The sequence below is a fragment of the Ensifer adhaerens genome, assembly GCF_001270265.1.
GTDB lineage: Bacteria > Pseudomonadota > Alphaproteobacteria > Rhizobiales > Rhizobiaceae > Ensifer > Ensifer adhaerens_B.
This window is the reverse complement of record NZ_LGAP01000032.1, coordinates 33,938-49,209: the sequence shown is the minus strand read 5'-3', so window position 1 is coordinate 49,209 and position 15,272 is coordinate 33,938. Positions and strand designations below refer to the sequence as shown.

Below are 15,272 nucleotides of genomic sequence, written 5' to 3'. Positions count from 1 at the left end.
GGAGAAATTATGAAGAGTATTAAGCGCTTTAGCGTCGCGTTGCTTGCAGCCACTGCCGTTACTTTCGCTGTGCCTGCGGCCATGGCCGCTAACATCGCCGTCGTAGGCGGCAAGAACGACGACGCTTTCTGGAACCTGATTAAGAAAGGTGTTGATGATGCTCGTTTGGTCGTCGAAGCGAACGGCGGCAAGGTAAATTACCTGCGCCTTCAGACCTATGACAACTTCGCCCCCGATGTTGTCCAGCTCATTCAGACGGCAATTAGCCAGAAGGTTGATGGTCTGGTTATCCCGAACTGGGTCCCTGAAGGCGAGGATCCGGCTATCAAGGAAGCCGTCGCAGCTGGCATTAAAGTCATTCTGATGAATGCTGGCGGGATCGATAAAGCCAAGGAACTCGGCGCAATCAACTATGTCGGCTCGGACGAATATCTTGCGGGCGTCGCCGGCGGCGAATATTTCTTCAAGAATGGCAAGAAAAACGTCCTCTGCGTGAACACCGTTCCGGGCGCCGCCAACTTGGAAGCGCGTTGCAAGGGTGTCATCGAGGGCATCACCAAGAGTGGCGGTGCTGGCAACCAGCTGCCCTTACCCGCAACTAGCTTTGGCGATGCCACCGCCGTTGCCGAGGCCATCAAGGCAACACTACTTCAAGACTCCAAGATCGACGGCGTGATCACGATCTCAGCTGGCGACGCGGACTCAGCTGCCATTGGTATCCAGCAGGCTGGGAAGACCGAGGGCGTTCTGCTGGGCACCTTCGACCTCAACCAATCCGGCCTTGACCGTATCAAGAGCGGAACTCAGAGCTTCGCGATCGACCAGCAGCCCTACCTCCAGTCGCTCCTGGCTGTAACACTTCTGGCCTCTGCGATCGACTTTGGGACGGAACTTCCGACGTCACCAGTTCTCACCGGTCCGAGTATCGTTGACAAGTCCAACATTGAGGCAACCCTGGCGGGCGTCTCGAAGGGCGCGCGCTGATCGCAAGTCGATGTTTCGCGCCGAGCCGCCACAAACGCTGCGGATCGGCGGATGCATCCGCACTTCGAAGCAGCCAACACTGGGAGTGAATTGCGTGAAAAACCTGTCCTTGGGTGATCTTATTCGACGTCCCGAATCCGGTGCCTTCCTCGGCCTCGCTTTCGTGCTCATTTTCTTCGTTGTCTTCGGGAGCGTTGAATTCCTGAAGCCAGCCGGTGCCGCCAGCTGGCTTAACGTTGCGGCGAACCTTGGTATCATAGCATTCCCTGTGGGGTTGTTGATGATATCTGGTGAGCTCGATATTTCCATCGGCGCCATGATCCCAGCGGGCGCGCTCACGGTCGCGATCATCACCGGCACCTACGACATGCCGATCTGGGTGGGCATTCTGGGCGCTTTGAGCTTGGGGCTGGTGGTCGGCTTGATCAACGGCTTCCTGGTCATTCGGACTGCAGTACCATCGCTCATTGTGACACTTGGCACTCTGTTCGCGGTGCAGGGCTTGATACTGGGCTTTTCCGTGCTTTGGACAGGGACAACGAGCGTGGCGCTCAGTCCAGCCGAATCCGGCGTGATAGCCAAGTCGATCTTCGGATCTTTCGTCGGTGGAAGCTTCCAGGTAACAATTTTCTGGTGGATCGCCCTTACGGCTCTCTACATATTCTATGTCCATTTTTCGCCGTTCGGGAACTGGATCTTCGCCATGGGCGGCGACCGCGTGAGCGCGCGAAATGCAGGTATTCCAACCGACAAGCTTACTGTGACACTCTTTGTGCTGTCGTCCGTTAGCGCAGCCTTTGTCGGGATGTGTCAGGCGATCTTGTTCAACGTCGCGCAGGTCTCTGCCGGCATGACATTCATCTTCAATTCGATCATCGCAGTTGTGGTCGGCGGTGTTCTGCTGACGGGTGGTTTTGGTTCCATCGTCGGAATTTTCCTCGGCACGATTACCTTCGCGATTGTCAACCAGGGCATCTACTTCACGACTTTTGACCGCAACTGGTCGAGCCTGATCATCGGCGTCATGCTGCTGCTGGCCGTGTTGATGAATAACACGTTCCGCATCATGGCCCTGACCTATTCGCCGAAGAAGAAGTGAGGGGCAGCTATGAGCACTCCAATTCTCGAACTCAGGAACGTCAATAAATCCTTTGGCCCAATCGACGTCCTTAATGACATCTCGCTCAAGGTGGATGCAGGTGAGGTTCTGTGCCTTCTTGGCGACAACGGCGCCGGTAAATCTACCCTCATCAAGACGCTGGCGGGCGTTTACAAGCCGACTACCGGCGAGGTGCTGATGGATGGAAAGCCTGTGGACTTTCACGGGCCACGCGACGCCCAACAAATGGGTATTTCCACCGTCCACCAGTTCGGCGGAACGTTTCCTCTGATGAGCATCGGCCGCTCGTTCTTCATCGGAGCAGAACCGACAAAGGGATTCTGGCCGTTCAAGATCTATGATCGAAGGAAGGCCAACGAAATCGCTGTAAAAGCTGTGCAGGAATTCGGAATCACCCGGATCGATGACGGTGACCGGTTGATCGGCGGCCTGTCAGGGGGCGAGCGTCAATCTCTTGCGATCGCGCGTGCAGTCCATTTCGGCGCACGCGTTCTGATCCTCGACGAGCCGACCGCAGCATTGGGTGTCAAACAGGCATCACACGTTCTGCGCATCGTCCTTGAAGCGAAGAAGCGTGGCATAGCCGTTATCTTCATAACGCACCAGGTGACACATGCGATGGCCGTCGGCGACCACTTCGCTGTCCTCATCCGTGGGGCGGTCGCCGCCAACTTCCGAAAGGGTGAAAAGACCCGCGAGGAAATCACCGATCTCATGGCGGGTGGTGAGGCCCTGGCGAACCTTGGCGCCGAGGTGGAGAGCTACATGGCTGCCCATGAGGGCCATCCTCCCCCGGTTACGCCAAACTGATTTGATATGGATAGAAAGAAACCCTCATGAAGATCGCCATTGACCCGTTCATGCATCGACATCTCAGCCTGGAAGAGCTTCCAGGCAAGGTGAAGGAGCTCGGCTTCGACTGGATCGAGCTTAGCCCGCGCGCCGACTTCCTGGAATGGTTCAAGGCGCCGCGCGTGTTTCCGGAACGCATCAAGACCCTCAAGAAGGCGCTGAAGGAAGCCGATGTCGGGATTGCCTCCCTTCTGCCGATGTATCGCTGGGCTTCCAACGACGAGACCGAGCGCCAGGCAGCGGTGAAACACTGGAAGCGTGCCATCGAAATCGCCGTCGAGCTGGAAGTCGATACGATGAACTCGGAATTCGGCCGCGGTCCGCATCCCGACAAGGGTTCCTGCTACTGCTGCCACACTGGCTCGATGATCGAGGCCTGCGAGGATGCATGGTGGCGCTCGATGGAGGAACTGGTGCCGATCTTCGAGCGTGAAGGCATCCAGCTCAATGTCGAGCCTCACCCGGAAGACTGGTGCGAGACGCTCCAGCCGGCACTCGACATCATCCGCACGGTCAACTCGAGGAACGTCAAGTTCCTCTACTGTGCCCCGCATACCTTCTATTTCGGCGACGATACCAAGGCGATGCTGCGCGAGGCGAAGGACGTCCTTGCCCACGTCCATGTTGGCGACACGTTCAATCACAAGGCAAGCTCGGGCCTGCGTTACATCCTCAACCCGCCCGGTACCCAGGCACGGGTGCACCAGCACCTTAATATCGGCCAAGGTGAGGTTCCGTGGGAGGACTTCTTCGGAACGCTGGCCGATATCGGCTTCGACGGAATCATGACTTCCTGCGTCTTCGCCTGGGAGGACAAAGCAGACGAGTCCGGACGCTTTATGTGCTCCGAGATCAACAGGTACATCGACAAGCACAAGAAGTGAGACCGCTGATACGGTCTCAATAGTCCGCCACGGGGCGGGCCCATTCGAAATGACGGTTTGCGCAACCGGCGGGCTTTGTCCGCCGAATGGCGGAGCTTTGCCAAACACAAGAGCCGGCGCAGTGCCGGGGGAGTAACTGAAATGATCAATGGTGAAAGACAGATATCGCGCCCGCTCCGCTGGGGGATGGTGGGAGGCGGCCGAACTGGCCAGGTCGGCTACAAACATCGTACAGGTGCGCAACGTGACGGAACATACAAACTGATATGTGGCGCCTTTGACTTGGACGCCGAACGCGGACGTGACTTCGGCGTAAAGCTCGGCATCGAGGCGGACCGTTGCTACGCCGACTACAAGGAGCTGATCGCGAACGAGTCGGCGCGCGAGGACGGCGTCGAGGTTGTCTCGATCGCGACTCCGAACTTCACTCACTACGAGATCACGAAGGCCTGCCTGGAAGCCGGCATCCATGTGATCTGCGAAAAGCCTCTCTTCTTCACCGTCGTCGAATGCGAGGAGATCGAGAAGCTGGCCAACGAGAAGGGATTGATCGTTGGCGTGACCTACGGTTTCACTGGCCATCCGCTGGTGCACCAGATGGCTGCGATGGTCGCCAAGGGAATACTGGGTGAGATCCGCATCGTCGACCTTCAATACACGCACGGCTTCAATTCGGGTGACGACGTCGGCGCACCGGAAGCAGTGAAGTGGCGCACGAACCCAAAGACGGCCGGCCCGACCTTCGTTCTCGGTGACATCGGAACGCATCTCTATTACCTGTCAGAGATCGTCCTGCCGGATCTGAAAATTGAGAAACTTCTTTGCGACCGCAAGGCATTCATTCCGAGCCGCGCACCGCTGGAAGACCACGCCACCGTTTTGATGCACTATGACAACGGCGCGCGCGGTCGTCTTTGGGTATCGTCCGTCAATGCCGGCAATATGGGCTCGCAGCGCTATCGTTTCACTGGTTCCAAGGCATCGATCGAATGGTCGGATGCCCATCCCGACCAATTGATCTATGAAGTCCAGGGCGAACCCAATCGCACGCTCCATCACGGCATGCCTTATTTGGAAGAAGAAAGCCTTGCGGTCGATCGCATGGGCGCGCTTCACACCGAAGGTCTGGGCGATAGCTGGGCCAACATCTATCTCTGGATCGCCCAAGCAATCGACGCGAAGAGCCACGGTGACGAGGCCTTCCTGAAAACGCATCATTACCCGGGAATAAAAGCCGGCACGGAAGGCGTGCGCTGGCTGGAGAACTGCGTCCGCTCGGCAGATGCGGGCTCCGCCTGGGTCGATTTCAAATAGTTGCAGCCTAGGGGGCGCGTCACCCTCCACTCCTCCCAAGCACGGGTCCCCAATTTTTCGAACACTGGAAAGACAACCTTATGAAACTCTCGATTTGCACTGACGTAATGGGCGATTTGTCCTTCACGGATATGCTCGACAAATGCGTCAAACTCGGCGTCGAAGGTGTCGAAATGACCGGGGGCGGTTGGTCCCGCGCGCCGCATTTCCGCGCCGACGAGCTCCTTGCCGACAAGGGGCTGCTCAAGTCCAAGCTGAAGGAGATCGAGGCGCGGGGCCTGGAGATCGCCGCCCTCAATTGCTCGGCAAATCCGCTCGATCCGGGTAACATGGGCAAGCGGCATCGCAAGGAGATGGAGCAGACAATCCGTCTTGCCGGCGAAATCGGCGTTAAGACGATCGTCACGATGTCCGGGCTGCCGGAAGCCGCTCCGGGCGATATGGTGCCGAACTGGCTCGTCTATACCAAGAGCTGGCCGGATGAGATGCCCGAGCGTGACCGCTACCAATGGGAAGACCGCGCTTTCCCACTGTGGCACGACCTCGTGAAACTCGCCAAGGAGGTCGGCGTTGAGAAATATGCGCTTGAGAACTTCTCGGCGATGCTCGTATGGAATCCCGAAACTCTGTTTCGTCTGCGCAACGAGGTCGGCCCGACCGTGGGTATGAATCTCGATCCCAGCCATCTGTTCTGGAAGGGCGCCGATCCGATTGCCTCGGCTCGCGCGCTCGGAAGCGCAATTCATCATTGCCACGGCAAAGACACGCGTATCGAGCGCGGACTTGCCGACGTCAACGGCCTCCTGGAGCTCAAGGATGTCACAGACGTGGCCAACCGCACTTGGAACTACGTCGCAGTCGGCGCCGGCCACGATCTGCAGTGGTGGAAGGAGTTTTTCTCTGTTGTTCGCATGGTGGGCTATAACGGCTGGGTCAGCCTCGAAATGGAAGACTTTACCATGTCGACTGACGCCGGCATCCAGTCGTCCATCGACGCGCTTCAGGCCACGATCAGCCGATGACTCAGCCGTACAAGTTCATCGTCACGGTTGAGCTTGTTCCGGGGACGCGGGACGAGGTTCTCGCCCGCGCTCCGGAGTTGCAGTCAGCGACGAGGGCCGAAAACGGCTGTCTTTCCTTTGACTGCTTTACCTGCACGGACGATCCGAACCGGCTGGCTTTTATCGAGTCGTGGCAAGATGAGCATGCCTATGCGGAACACCTACTAAGAGACCATACGCAACGCTTCCTCGAGTTTTACGAACCGTTCCACCGGTCGTTTACTTTCGAGACAATCACGGCCGAAACCTCATGCGCAATCCAATCACTATAACAACTGCGCCCTGCTGTTGGGGTGTCGATGACGTCAACAATCCGCACCTACCAGCCTGGGAAAAGGTGCTCGATGAAGCGCAGGCAGCCGGCTTTGGCGGATTGGAACTCGGACCCTATGGCTATCTGCCATTGGATCTGGGGCAGGTATCAAAAGCGCTCGACCAACGCGGCCTAAAGGTCGTCGCCGGTACAATCTTTGCAGATCTCGTTTCCCCGTCCAATCGCGAAAATCTTTTGCGCCAGACCGACGAAATCTGCGCGCTCATCACCCGGTTACCGAAACCTGAAACGCACCCGGGCCAATACTATGCGGCGCCCTATCTCACAGTGATGGATTGGGGTCACGACGAGCGCGACTATGCGGCGGGCCATTCTGATCGCGCACCCCGCCTCGATGAAAGCGCGTGGCAGGGCATGATCGACAACATCTGTGCCATCGCGGCGCTTGCGCGCGGCAAATGGGGCGTGCGCTCGACGATCCATCCTCACGCAGGCGGATATATCGAGTTCGCCGACGAGCTGCAGCGAGTCGTCGACGACATCCCGGCCGATCTTGCAGGGCTCTGCCTGGATACCGGCCATATGGCCTATTCCGGCATGAATCCTGTTGCCACGCTTCGGCAATACTGGGATCGCGTCGACTACATCCATTTCAAGGACATCGACGCCAAGGTCTACGCCGAGGTCATGGAAGAGCGCATCCGTTTCTTCGACGCCTGCGCCAAGGGTGTCATGTGCCCGATCGGTCGCGGATCGATCGACTACCATTCCGTCCGAGCGCTTCTGACCGAACTTGGCTACGGCGGCTACATCACCATCGAACAAGAGCGGGATCCGCGCAACACGGGCAGCGTTCTGGATGATCTGGCAGCCAGCCGGGCTTTCCTTGCGCGTGCCGCTTTCTGAGTAGGAGAGACTCGAAATGAAACCACTCGACGTCATTACCATCGGCCGATCATCAGTCGATCTCTACGGCCTACAGGTGGGCGGCCGATTGGAGGATATGGGCTCGTTCAGCAAGTACATTGGTGGTTCCCCGACGAACATTGCCTGCGGGGCAGCACGGCTCGGACTGAAATCCGGCCTGATCACGCGGGTCGGCGACGAGCACATGGGCCGCTTCATCCGCGAACATCTTCTGCGGGAGGGTGTGGATGTTGGTGGTGTCGTTACCGATCCGGAACGTCTGACGGCCCTTGTGCTCCTCGGCATTCGTGACGAGGATACATTCCCCTTGATCTTCTACCGCGAAAATTGTGCAGACATGGCACTCTGCGAGACCGATATCCAGCAGGCCTATATCGCCTCGGCGCGCGCCGTTGTCGTAACAGGCACGCATTTGTCGAATGCTCGCACCGAGGCTGCTGTTCTCAAGGCGCTCGGCTTCGCGCGAGATAGCGGTGCCAAGACCGCGCTCGATATCGACTACCGGCCTAATCTCTGGGGAGTCGCCGGTCATGATGACGGTGAAAGCCGTTTTGTTGCCAGCCGTGAGGTTACCGAAAAACTTCAGTCGACATTGCATTTCTTCGACCTGATTGTCGGCACTGAAGAGGAATTTCACATCGCCGGCGGGACGACCGATACTGCCGCAGCCTTGAGAGCAGTCCGTGCGGTATCGTCTGCTACGCTAGTCTTGAAGCGAGGCGCCAAGGGGGCGGTAGCGTTTGAGGGCAGCATCCCTAACAGTCCGGACGATGGAATCTCGGGCGAAGGTTTCCCGATCGAAGTCTTCAATGTCCTCGGCGCCGGCGATGGCTTTTTCTCCGGTCTCCTCAAAGGCTGGCTCGACGGTGAGGATTGGTCGACCTCTCTCAGATACGCAAACGCCTGCGGCGCGTTTGCGGTCTCCCGCCACGGCTGCACGCCCGCTTATCCCTCATTGAGGGAGCTGGATTTTTTCCTGCAACGAGGTATTCAGCGGCCAGACCTGCGCAATGATGGAGCGGTCGAACAGGTCCATTGGTCGACCAATCGCCATCGCAATCATGGCGAAGACTGGCGGGACTATCGGATATTCGCCTTCGACCATCGATTCCAGCTCGAGCAAATGCCGGGCTACACCTTGGAACGCGGTGGCGCATTCAAGGAACTCTGCCTCCAGGCTGCAGTCCAAGTTCAGGCTGGACGACCGGGCTACGGCATTCTCTGCGACAATCGCATCGGCAGAAAGGCGCTGCATGCAGCCTCGGGGAGTGGCTTGTGGATTGGGCGGCCTTGCGAGTGGCCAGGGTCACGCCCACTGACGCTGGAGCCCGAACTTGGGAGCGACTATGGGGGCTTGAGCGAATGGACGCGCGACAATGTCGTAAAGGTCCTGTGCTTCTGCCACCCAGGCGATGATGCCCAGACACGTGCCGACCAGGAGGCGACCGTCAAACGACTGTTCGAAGCGTCTCGGCGCAACAATTTGGAGTTCCTGCTGGAAATCATTCCGTCGAAGGTCGGCCCGGTTAACGACGAGACCACCGCTGTGCTCATACAGCAGTTCTACGATATCGGCGTTTCCCCCGACTGGTGGAAACTGGAACCGATGACGACGCCCGCGGCGTGGTCGAACACGATAGCAGCAATTGAAAAGAACGACCGGTACACGCGCGGCATCGTCGTGCTCGGTCTCGATGCGCCGGAGGCGGAACTCGCCGCCAGCTTTGAGGTAGCGGCGAGTTTCGACCTGGTCCGCGGATTCGCGGTTGGGCGAACCATCTTCGGCGATGTCGCGCGCGCCTGGATGAAGGACGAAATCGAAGACGCGGTCGCCGTCGAGGAGATGGCGAAGCGTTATGGGCGCCTGGCGTCGATCTGGGACAAGGCGCGGGCAGTCGCGCGGGAGAAGGCAGCATGACAAAGACAATCAAGCTCACGGCAGCCCAGGCGCTGGTCAAATGGCTTTCCGTGCAGATGACAGACGACGGCGATCGCTTCATTGAAGGCGTTTGGGCAATCTTCGGCCACGGAAACGTGGCAGGTCTCGGCGAAGCTTTGCATGGCATTGGGGATGCCCTACCGACATGGCGTGGCCAGAACGAGCAGACGATGGCGCATGCTGCCATCGCTTATGCCAAGACCAAGCGGCGAAAGCGCGCCCATGCTGTGACTTCGTCCATCGGACCGGGGGCCACCAACTTGGTGACGGCAGCCGCGCTCGCACATGTCAATCGGCTGCCGGTGCTATTCATCCCCGGTGATGTCTTTGCCAATCGCCGGCCGGATCCCGTCCTTCAGCAGATCGAGGATTTCGATGACGGTACGATCAGTGCCAACGATGCTTTCAAGCCCGTAGTCAGATATTTCGATCGGATCGCACGACCGGAACATCTGCTGACCGCGCTTCCGCGGGCGCTCTCGGTAATGACCGACCCAGCAAACTGCGGTCCGGTATGCCTCGCCTTCTGCCAGGACGTGCAGGCGGATGCTTTCGACTACCCGGAAAGCTTCTTCGAACCGAAGGTCTGGCGGATCCGCCGGCCGGAGCCCGATCCGCGCGAACTGGAAGAGGTCGCCACTTTGGTACGTGCCGCCAAAAACCCGGTGATCATCTCCGGTGGCGGCGTTCTCTATTCCGATGCAGAAGATACGCTGGCCGCCTTCTCGAGAGAGCACAATATTCCTTTCGTTGAAACTCAAGCGGGGAAGGGTGGCAATGCCTGGACCGTTGAGTTCAACTTCGGATCTCCAGGGGTTACCGGCTCGGAATGCGCCAACCGTCTATGCGAAAATGCAGACCTGGTGATTGGTGTGGGAACGCGGTTTCAGGATTTCACGACGGGATCCTGGGCGCTCTTCAAGAACGACGGACGCAAACTCATCTCAATCAACCTTCATGGTTACGACGCGACGAAGCACGGTGCAGTTCCTGTCGTCGGGGACGCGCGCGTGACGCTGGAGAAACTATCTGCACTTCTTCACGATCACAAAGCCGCAGATTTCGATGCCGGCTCCCGGAGCCGCTGGCATGAGGCAGTGAAATCCGCTACCGCGGCGCCCGAAGCCGGTGTAACGAACCATCTCCCGACCGATGCGCAGGTCATCGGTGCCGTGCAAAGGGTCTCCACCGACGACACCGTGGTCATGTGTGCCGCCGGCACCATGCCCGGAGCGTTGCAGGTCCTTTGGCAGTCCGCCAAGGGCGGCTACCATATGGAGTATGGCTATTCCTGCATGGGCTACGAAGTGGCCGGCGCCATGGGTATCAAGCTGGCGTCTCCTGATAAGGAGGTCGTCTGCTTCGTCGGTGACGGTTCGTATATGATGGCGAATTCGGAGTTGGCCACGGCGGTCATGCGCCGGGTCCCGTTTACGGTGGTTCTGACTGACAACCGTGGCTATGGCTGCATCAATCGCCTGCAGATCGAGTGTGGCGGAGCCGAATTCAACAACATGTACAAGGACAGCAATATCGAGGAGATGCCGGAACTGGACTTCGTGGGACATGCCCGATCGATGGGTGCCCATGCGGAGAAGGCAGCCGACATCGCCGACCTCGAGAGAAAGATCGTCGAAGCGCGTTCTCGCACCAAACCGACGGTCATCGTGATCGAGACCGATGCCGTTCCAGGCACAGGAGCGGGCGGTGGCTGGTGGGACGTCGCGGTGCCACAGGTCGGCGGCCCGGAACGGCTAGAGCGCGCGCGTGATCATTACAATCGGAATGCGCGCGATCAGCGGACCTTCAACTGAGGAGCTCGATATGGTTGATCTTCTGCGCAAACCATTCGGCAGCCATGGCAAGGTCCATGAGATCACGCCGCACGCCGCAGGTTGGCGTTTCGTTGGCTTCTCAGTCTACCGTTTGCGGGCGGGCGAGGAGGCCGCGGAGACGACCGGAGATCGCGAGGTCATACTCGTGATAGTCGAGGGCAAGGCCAAGCTTCGTGCGGCGGAGCAAGACTGGGGCGTGCTTGGTGATCGCATGAACGTCTTCGAGAAGACACCACCCCATTGCCTCTATGTACCGAATGACAGTAACTGGAACGCGGTCGCTGAAACGGATTGCGTCATTGCAGTCTGTTCAGCACCGGGAAAGGGCGGCCACGCTGCACGCCGGATCGGTCCTGGCGGAATTTCGCTGACCGCACGCGGTAAGGGGACAAATACCCGATACATCAACAACATTGCCATGGAAAACGAGGACTATTGCGATAGCTTGCTTGTGACGGAAGTCTTCACGCCTGCTGGGCATTGGTCGTCCTATCCAAGCCATCGCCACGATGAGGACGACTTTCCTCGTATCACCTATCTCGAAGAAACCTACTATCATCGCCTCAACCCCGCCTCCGGGTTCGGTGTTCAGCGGGTATACACTGATGACGGACGGCTCGATGAAACGATGGCGGTCAAAGACGGCGACGTCGTCCTTGTTCCGCGCGGCCACCATCCTTGCGGCGCGCCCTATGGTTTCGAAATGTACTACCTCAACGTCATGGCCGGGCCGTTACGCAAGTGGCGCTTCATTCCCGCACCAGAAGTCGAGTGGATCATGGAGAGCGATGCAAAATGATACAAAGAGCGCTCAACCAGAAAACCGCCCCGCACCTGTCTTATGAAGCATTCCTCGACTTGGCAAAAGCGCTCGGCTGTGTGGGCGTGGAGCCGCGCAACGATCTTGGCAGAGGGCTGTTCGATGGGATTTCTCCTCGCGAAGCGGGAGCGATGGCGCGCGAGAAAGACCTCAGGCTATTGGGGCTTAGCGAAGTCTATCCCTTCAACGACTGGTCCGCCAAGACGGGCTCTGCCGTGCAGGCACTCATTGATGCCGCAGTTGAAAGCGGCGCCGAGACCTTCAGCCTGATTCCGCGCGTCGACGGAAAGGCGACAGAGGATGGTGTTCGGCAAACGGCGCTGCGCCAGGCCATCCGCGAAATCCTCCCCATGCTGGCAGGCATCAATCTGTTCGGGCTTATCGAACCGATTGGCTTTGCGTCCTCATCGTTGAAACACAAGGCGGAGCTTGTCGATGCCATCGAGGCGGAGGGCGGGAAAGCGAAGTTCAGGCTGGTGCACGACACGTTCCAGCACGCGATCGCCGGCGGGGGAACGCTGTATCCTGCATATACCGCAATGGTGCATATATCGGGGATATCCGATCCGCTACCGGCGCTTGACGAAACCCTCGATGCGCACCGCGTCCTGGTAGACGGCGATGACCGCTGCGGCACCCTTGCTCAGATCGCCGCCTTGTCAAATGCGGGCTATGACGGACCCTTTTCGTTCGAATGTACGTGTCCCCTCGTCCAAACCAGTGGCGCGATCGAAGATGACATTCGCCGATCCTTCGAATTCATCGAGGCATCGTTGGCCCAGCTTCGAACTGACCGGGCCTATCGGTGACATTCACGAAGACCGCAATGCCGCCGCTGAAACCTTATCTCGACAAGGGACGCTCGGCCAATGACGTCAGCCTGCTGCTCGACGCCTCTCACGCAGCCATGGTTCAATCGTTTGGCGTGCTGCAGGGAGACCTGCTACCAGGTCGTATCGGAGCACTAGCATCCTTTTTTTGCAGGCGCTCGACACCGGGGTTGCCGATTAGATCGGAAACGGGCGGCTCTGAATGACGTTTTTCATCACTAGCGTCGAGCTTAGGCGCGAGACATGCGGCAAAGCCAAAAGGCTATCGTCATAGAGCCGTTGGAAGGTAGCCAAGTCCTCGGTAATAACATGAAGCATGTAGTCGGGATCGCCAAATAGGCGCTGTGCCTGAATGATTTCGGGCACCTTAAACAAGGCCGTCTCGAACGAGAGGACGTTATCCCGGCTGCCCTCCCCCAATGTCGCGAACACGATAGCAGAGAAGCCCAGCCCCAATTTCGCAGGATCAATCGTTGCACGGTAGTCTGTAATCACGCCAGCTTGCTCAAGCGCTCGCAGGCGTCGGTGGCAAGGCGACAGACTAAGGCCTACGCGAGCAGCTAAGTCCGTGGCAGAAAGTCGACCTTCGCTCTGAAGCGTGGCAAGTATCTTGCGATCAATCGCGTCCATGAGGGAGATATTGCCTCAAATCGCCGTCCGTTGGCAATACTTAAGGAACATCTCCTTCTGATTTCAAAGTATATTCCCGGACCATTCAACGAAGGTGGTTCACGCATGGAAATGGGGTTGCTGGGGGCCTTCTGGGCATTGTCGATATCGTTGGTCCTGACGCCGGGGGCTGATTGGGCCTACGCGATTTCGGCAGGCATGCGGGATCGCACAGTCGTGCCCGCAGTCGGCGGGATGCTGTTGGGCTACCTTGTGATTACGCTCGTGGTCGCGGCCGGCGTCGGTGCGATTGTAGCAAGCGTTCCCCTCATTTTGACAGGTTTAACCTTGATCGGTGCTGGCTACCTATTCTACCTCGGCCTTAGAGTTTTACTGAACCCGCCTGTTCCAAAGGTTGGCCACGGCCAAGAAAGTACATGGTCCGGGTGGCTATTTCGGGGTTTCGGGATCAGCGGCGTGAACCCAAAGGCGCTTCTGCTATTCCTTGCCCTGCTACCTCAATTCACAAGTCAGACGACTACATGGCCGATATCCGGCCAGATCACCGCATTGGGCTTGGTTCATATCGTCAACTGCGGGGTGATCTACTCCATTGTTGGCCTCGGCTCCCGTTTTGTCCTGCGCACCCGGCCAAGAGTTGCTCGTCTTGTAAGCCAGGCATCCGGGGCCGCGATGATCACCATCGCTCTCCTGCTTATTCTGGATCAGGCCCTCATTCTTACAACGACCGTGTGACGCGAAGTCCGCTTCGGGCCGAAAACCATCATCCAGCCCCATTCCCGGCGGTCTAGGGATCATGCGATCTTAGTTAGACCCTTTTCTCGCCCATGCCTGGTTCCCATGGTGGTCCTTGAGCGATCGATCGTTGCTCTCGTCGCGTTACTGTCGGGGGCATTGGACACACGTTTCACGAGCTCGGAAACATACTTCCTGTCCCGCGCGTCGTCGCCTCTCATCGCCGCCCTGCGCTATCTCACTGCTGGTCAGTGGGCGGTCGCTAACGCGCAGCTCAGAAGGATCGCGCGTGTCAGCTCTCCGCATCCGAAGATGACATCCAGGGGGCGACTGATGGCAATAAGGGTGCATTGCGTCGATTATCCGCTCACCGTCCGGGCGGAACATGCGACTATGGCTAGGGCGTGCCGGTTACCATCGCGAGCGAGCACGTGAACGTTGTCGCCAAGTACAAAACACCAAAGCGCGGCAAGGTACTGTGGCGAGGAGGAACGTGCGTCTACATTGGGGAAAATGCGCCAACACATCGTTTCTGGCAGCGGAGGTTCGATCCGCTGCCAGAGATGCTTCAACCAGCGGCCTGCTTATTTTGCCGGGGGCCTGTAGGAAGATGCGATTTTGCCCGCCTTCTCTTGGGCAGCCTTGAATTCCGCGCCCGTGTAGGCTCGCACGGTTTTTACATTCGATACAGCTCCCGATGCGCTGACGACGAGAAGTGCGGGGACCAAGTCAGCGCCATCGTCGAATTCCGTGATTGCCATCCAGTCGGTTTCGCCCGTCGTAACGTAGAAAGAATGCAGTTTCCCGCCCGCTGCTTCCATGATGCCACGGGCCGCCTTTTCTCGGTTCGATGGACTGTCAATCATTCCCTTCGCTGACGTGGTCGTATAGCACCCTGTGGTTATGAACAGTGGCATAGGACATCCTCCATCAATAGCTGGGCAGATCGGGTGATCTGCCATACTCAATATCTCAAAAAACTTGGCGTTAGACGAGCGTTGGGCTGCGGAGCGCTAGATTAGTCGCGCACAACTCGGCGACGCACAGTGAGCATGATCGCCACCGCG

The 15,272-nt window shown here is 58.4% G+C and carries 15 protein-coding genes; 13 read left to right on the top strand and 2 right to left on the bottom strand.

All coding sequences use genetic code 11. The features are described 5' to 3' along the window. Positions 1-9: 9 nt before the first annotated feature. The 12 genes from AC244_RS29450 to AC244_RS29395 all read left to right on the top strand — a co-directional run bounded on the left by AC244_RS29450 (position 10) and on the right by AC244_RS29395 (position 12,819). Positions 10-984, top strand: coding sequence for a substrate-binding domain-containing protein (locus AC244_RS29450; protein WP_053252375.1), 975 nt, complete (start codon positions 10-12; stop codon positions 982-984). 94 nt (positions 985-1,078) lie between these two features. Beyond that, entirely contained in the window at positions 1,079-2,083 is a 1,005-nt protein-coding gene (locus tag AC244_RS29445) for an ABC transporter permease (protein WP_053252394.1), read from the top strand. Between the two features lie 9 nt (positions 2,084-2,092). Beyond that, entirely contained in the window at positions 2,093-2,914 is an 822-nt protein-coding gene (locus tag AC244_RS29440; RefSeq protein WP_053252374.1) for an ATP-binding cassette domain-containing protein, read from the top strand. 26 nt (positions 2,915-2,940) lie between these two features. Then, on the top strand, positions 2,941-3,840 hold the full coding sequence (locus AC244_RS29435; RefSeq protein ID WP_053252373.1) for a sugar phosphate isomerase/epimerase family protein: 900 nt from the start codon (positions 2,941-2,943) through the stop codon (positions 3,838-3,840). Between the two features lie 141 nt (positions 3,841-3,981). Further along, positions 3,982-5,154, top strand: coding sequence for a Gfo/Idh/MocA family protein (locus AC244_RS29430; RefSeq protein WP_053252372.1), 1,173 nt, complete (start codon positions 3,982-3,984; stop codon positions 5,152-5,154). A gap of 80 nt (positions 5,155-5,234) precedes the next feature. Continuing rightward, the gene (locus AC244_RS29425) at positions 5,235-6,176 is read left to right on the top strand and encodes a sugar phosphate isomerase/epimerase family protein (RefSeq protein WP_053252371.1); all 942 of its coding nucleotides are present in this window, start codon (positions 5,235-5,237) and stop codon (positions 6,174-6,176) included. Next, positions 6,173-6,487 (top strand): putative quinol monooxygenase, encoded by a 315-nt coding sequence (locus AC244_RS38955; protein WP_053252370.1) that lies wholly within the window; start codon positions 6,173-6,175, stop codon positions 6,485-6,487. Before AC244_RS29425 ends, AC244_RS38955 begins: the two co-directional genes overlap by 4 nt. Then, the gene (locus AC244_RS29415; RefSeq protein WP_053252369.1) at positions 6,466-7,395 is read left to right on the top strand and encodes a TIM barrel protein; all 930 of its coding nucleotides are present in this window, start codon (positions 6,466-6,468) and stop codon (positions 7,393-7,395) included. Before AC244_RS38955 ends, AC244_RS29415 begins: the two co-directional genes overlap by 22 nt. 16 nt (positions 7,396-7,411) lie before the next feature. Next, positions 7,412-9,334, top strand: coding sequence for a bifunctional 5-dehydro-2-deoxygluconokinase/5-dehydro-2-deoxyphosphogluconate aldolase (locus AC244_RS29410; protein WP_053252368.1), 1,923 nt, complete (start codon positions 7,412-7,414; stop codon positions 9,332-9,334). Further along, positions 9,331-11,169, top strand: a complete 1,839-nt coding sequence (gene iolD / locus AC244_RS29405; protein ID WP_053252367.1) for a 3D-(3,5/4)-trihydroxycyclohexane-1,2-dione acylhydrolase (decyclizing) — start codon at positions 9,331-9,333, stop codon at positions 11,167-11,169. The genes AC244_RS29410 and iolD overlap by 4 nt, the downstream gene beginning before the upstream one ends. A gap of 10 nt (positions 11,170-11,179) precedes the next feature. Next, positions 11,180-11,989 carry a 5-deoxy-glucuronate isomerase gene (gene iolB, locus AC244_RS29400; protein WP_053252366.1) on the top strand — a complete coding sequence of 270 codons (810 nt, stop codon included), beginning with the start codon at positions 11,180-11,182 and terminating at the stop codon, positions 11,987-11,989. Next, positions 11,986-12,819 carry a TIM barrel protein gene (locus AC244_RS29395; protein ID WP_053252365.1) on the top strand — a complete coding sequence of 278 codons (834 nt, stop codon included), beginning with the start codon at positions 11,986-11,988 and terminating at the stop codon, positions 12,817-12,819. Before iolB ends, AC244_RS29395 begins: the two co-directional genes overlap by 4 nt. Before the next feature lie 198 nt (positions 12,820-13,017). Here the strand turns inward: AC244_RS29395 and AC244_RS29390 are convergent, their stop codons facing one another. Further along, positions 13,018-13,470 (bottom strand): Lrp/AsnC family transcriptional regulator, encoded by a 453-nt coding sequence (locus tag AC244_RS29390; RefSeq protein WP_053252364.1) that lies wholly within the window; start codon positions 13,468-13,470, stop codon positions 13,018-13,020. Positions 13,471-13,575: 105 nt separating this feature from the next. Here AC244_RS29390 and AC244_RS29385 point away from each other — a divergent pair, with 105 nt between their 5' ends. Beyond that, positions 13,576-14,205, top strand: a complete 630-nt coding sequence (locus AC244_RS29385) for a LysE family translocator (protein WP_053252363.1) — start codon at positions 13,576-13,578, stop codon at positions 14,203-14,205. 584 nt (positions 14,206-14,789) lie between these two features. Here AC244_RS29385 and AC244_RS29380 read toward each other — a convergent pair. Then, entirely contained in the window at positions 14,790-15,122 is a 333-nt protein-coding gene (locus AC244_RS29380; protein WP_053252362.1) for a GYD domain-containing protein, read from the bottom strand. Between the last annotated feature and the right edge of the window lie 150 nt (positions 15,123-15,272).

What these genes read in the sequence shown, in the direction of transcription:
- AC244_RS29395 (WP_053252365.1), top strand. Translation starts at nt 11,986, where the DNA reads ATGATACAAAGAGCGCTCAACCAGAAAACCGCCCCGCACCTGTCTTAT.
- AC244_RS29425 (WP_053252371.1), top strand. Translation starts at nt 5,235, where the DNA reads ATGAAACTCTCGATTTGCACTGACGTAATGGGCGATTTGTCCTTCACG.
- iolD (WP_053252367.1), top strand. Translation starts at nt 9,331, where the DNA reads ATGACAAAGACAATCAAGCTCACGGCAGCCCAGGCGCTGGTCAAATGG.
- AC244_RS29440 (WP_053252374.1), top strand. Translation starts at nt 2,093, where the DNA reads ATGAGCACTCCAATTCTCGAACTCAGGAACGTCAATAAATCCTTTGGC.
- AC244_RS29435 (WP_053252373.1), top strand. Translation starts at nt 2,941, where the DNA reads ATGAAGATCGCCATTGACCCGTTCATGCATCGACATCTCAGCCTGGAA.
- AC244_RS29390 (WP_053252364.1), bottom strand. Translation starts at nt 13,470, where the DNA reads ATGGACGCGATTGATCGCAAGATACTTGCCACGCTTCAGAGCGAAGGT.
- AC244_RS29450 (WP_053252375.1), top strand. Translation starts at nt 10, where the DNA reads ATGAAGAGTATTAAGCGCTTTAGCGTCGCGTTGCTTGCAGCCACTGCC.
- iolB (WP_053252366.1), top strand. Translation starts at nt 11,180, where the DNA reads ATGGTTGATCTTCTGCGCAAACCATTCGGCAGCCATGGCAAGGTCCAT.
- AC244_RS29380 (WP_053252362.1), bottom strand. Translation starts at nt 15,122, where the DNA reads ATGCCACTGTTCATAACCACAGGGTGCTATACGACCACGTCAGCGAAG.
- AC244_RS29430 (WP_053252372.1), top strand. Translation starts at nt 3,982, where the DNA reads ATGATCAATGGTGAAAGACAGATATCGCGCCCGCTCCGCTGGGGGATG.
- AC244_RS38955 (WP_053252370.1), top strand. Translation starts at nt 6,173, where the DNA reads ATGACTCAGCCGTACAAGTTCATCGTCACGGTTGAGCTTGTTCCGGGG.
- AC244_RS29385 (WP_053252363.1), top strand. Translation starts at nt 13,576, where the DNA reads ATGGAAATGGGGTTGCTGGGGGCCTTCTGGGCATTGTCGATATCGTTG.
- AC244_RS29415 (WP_053252369.1), top strand. Translation starts at nt 6,466, where the DNA reads ATGCGCAATCCAATCACTATAACAACTGCGCCCTGCTGTTGGGGTGTC.
- AC244_RS29410 (WP_053252368.1), top strand. Translation starts at nt 7,412, where the DNA reads ATGAAACCACTCGACGTCATTACCATCGGCCGATCATCAGTCGATCTC.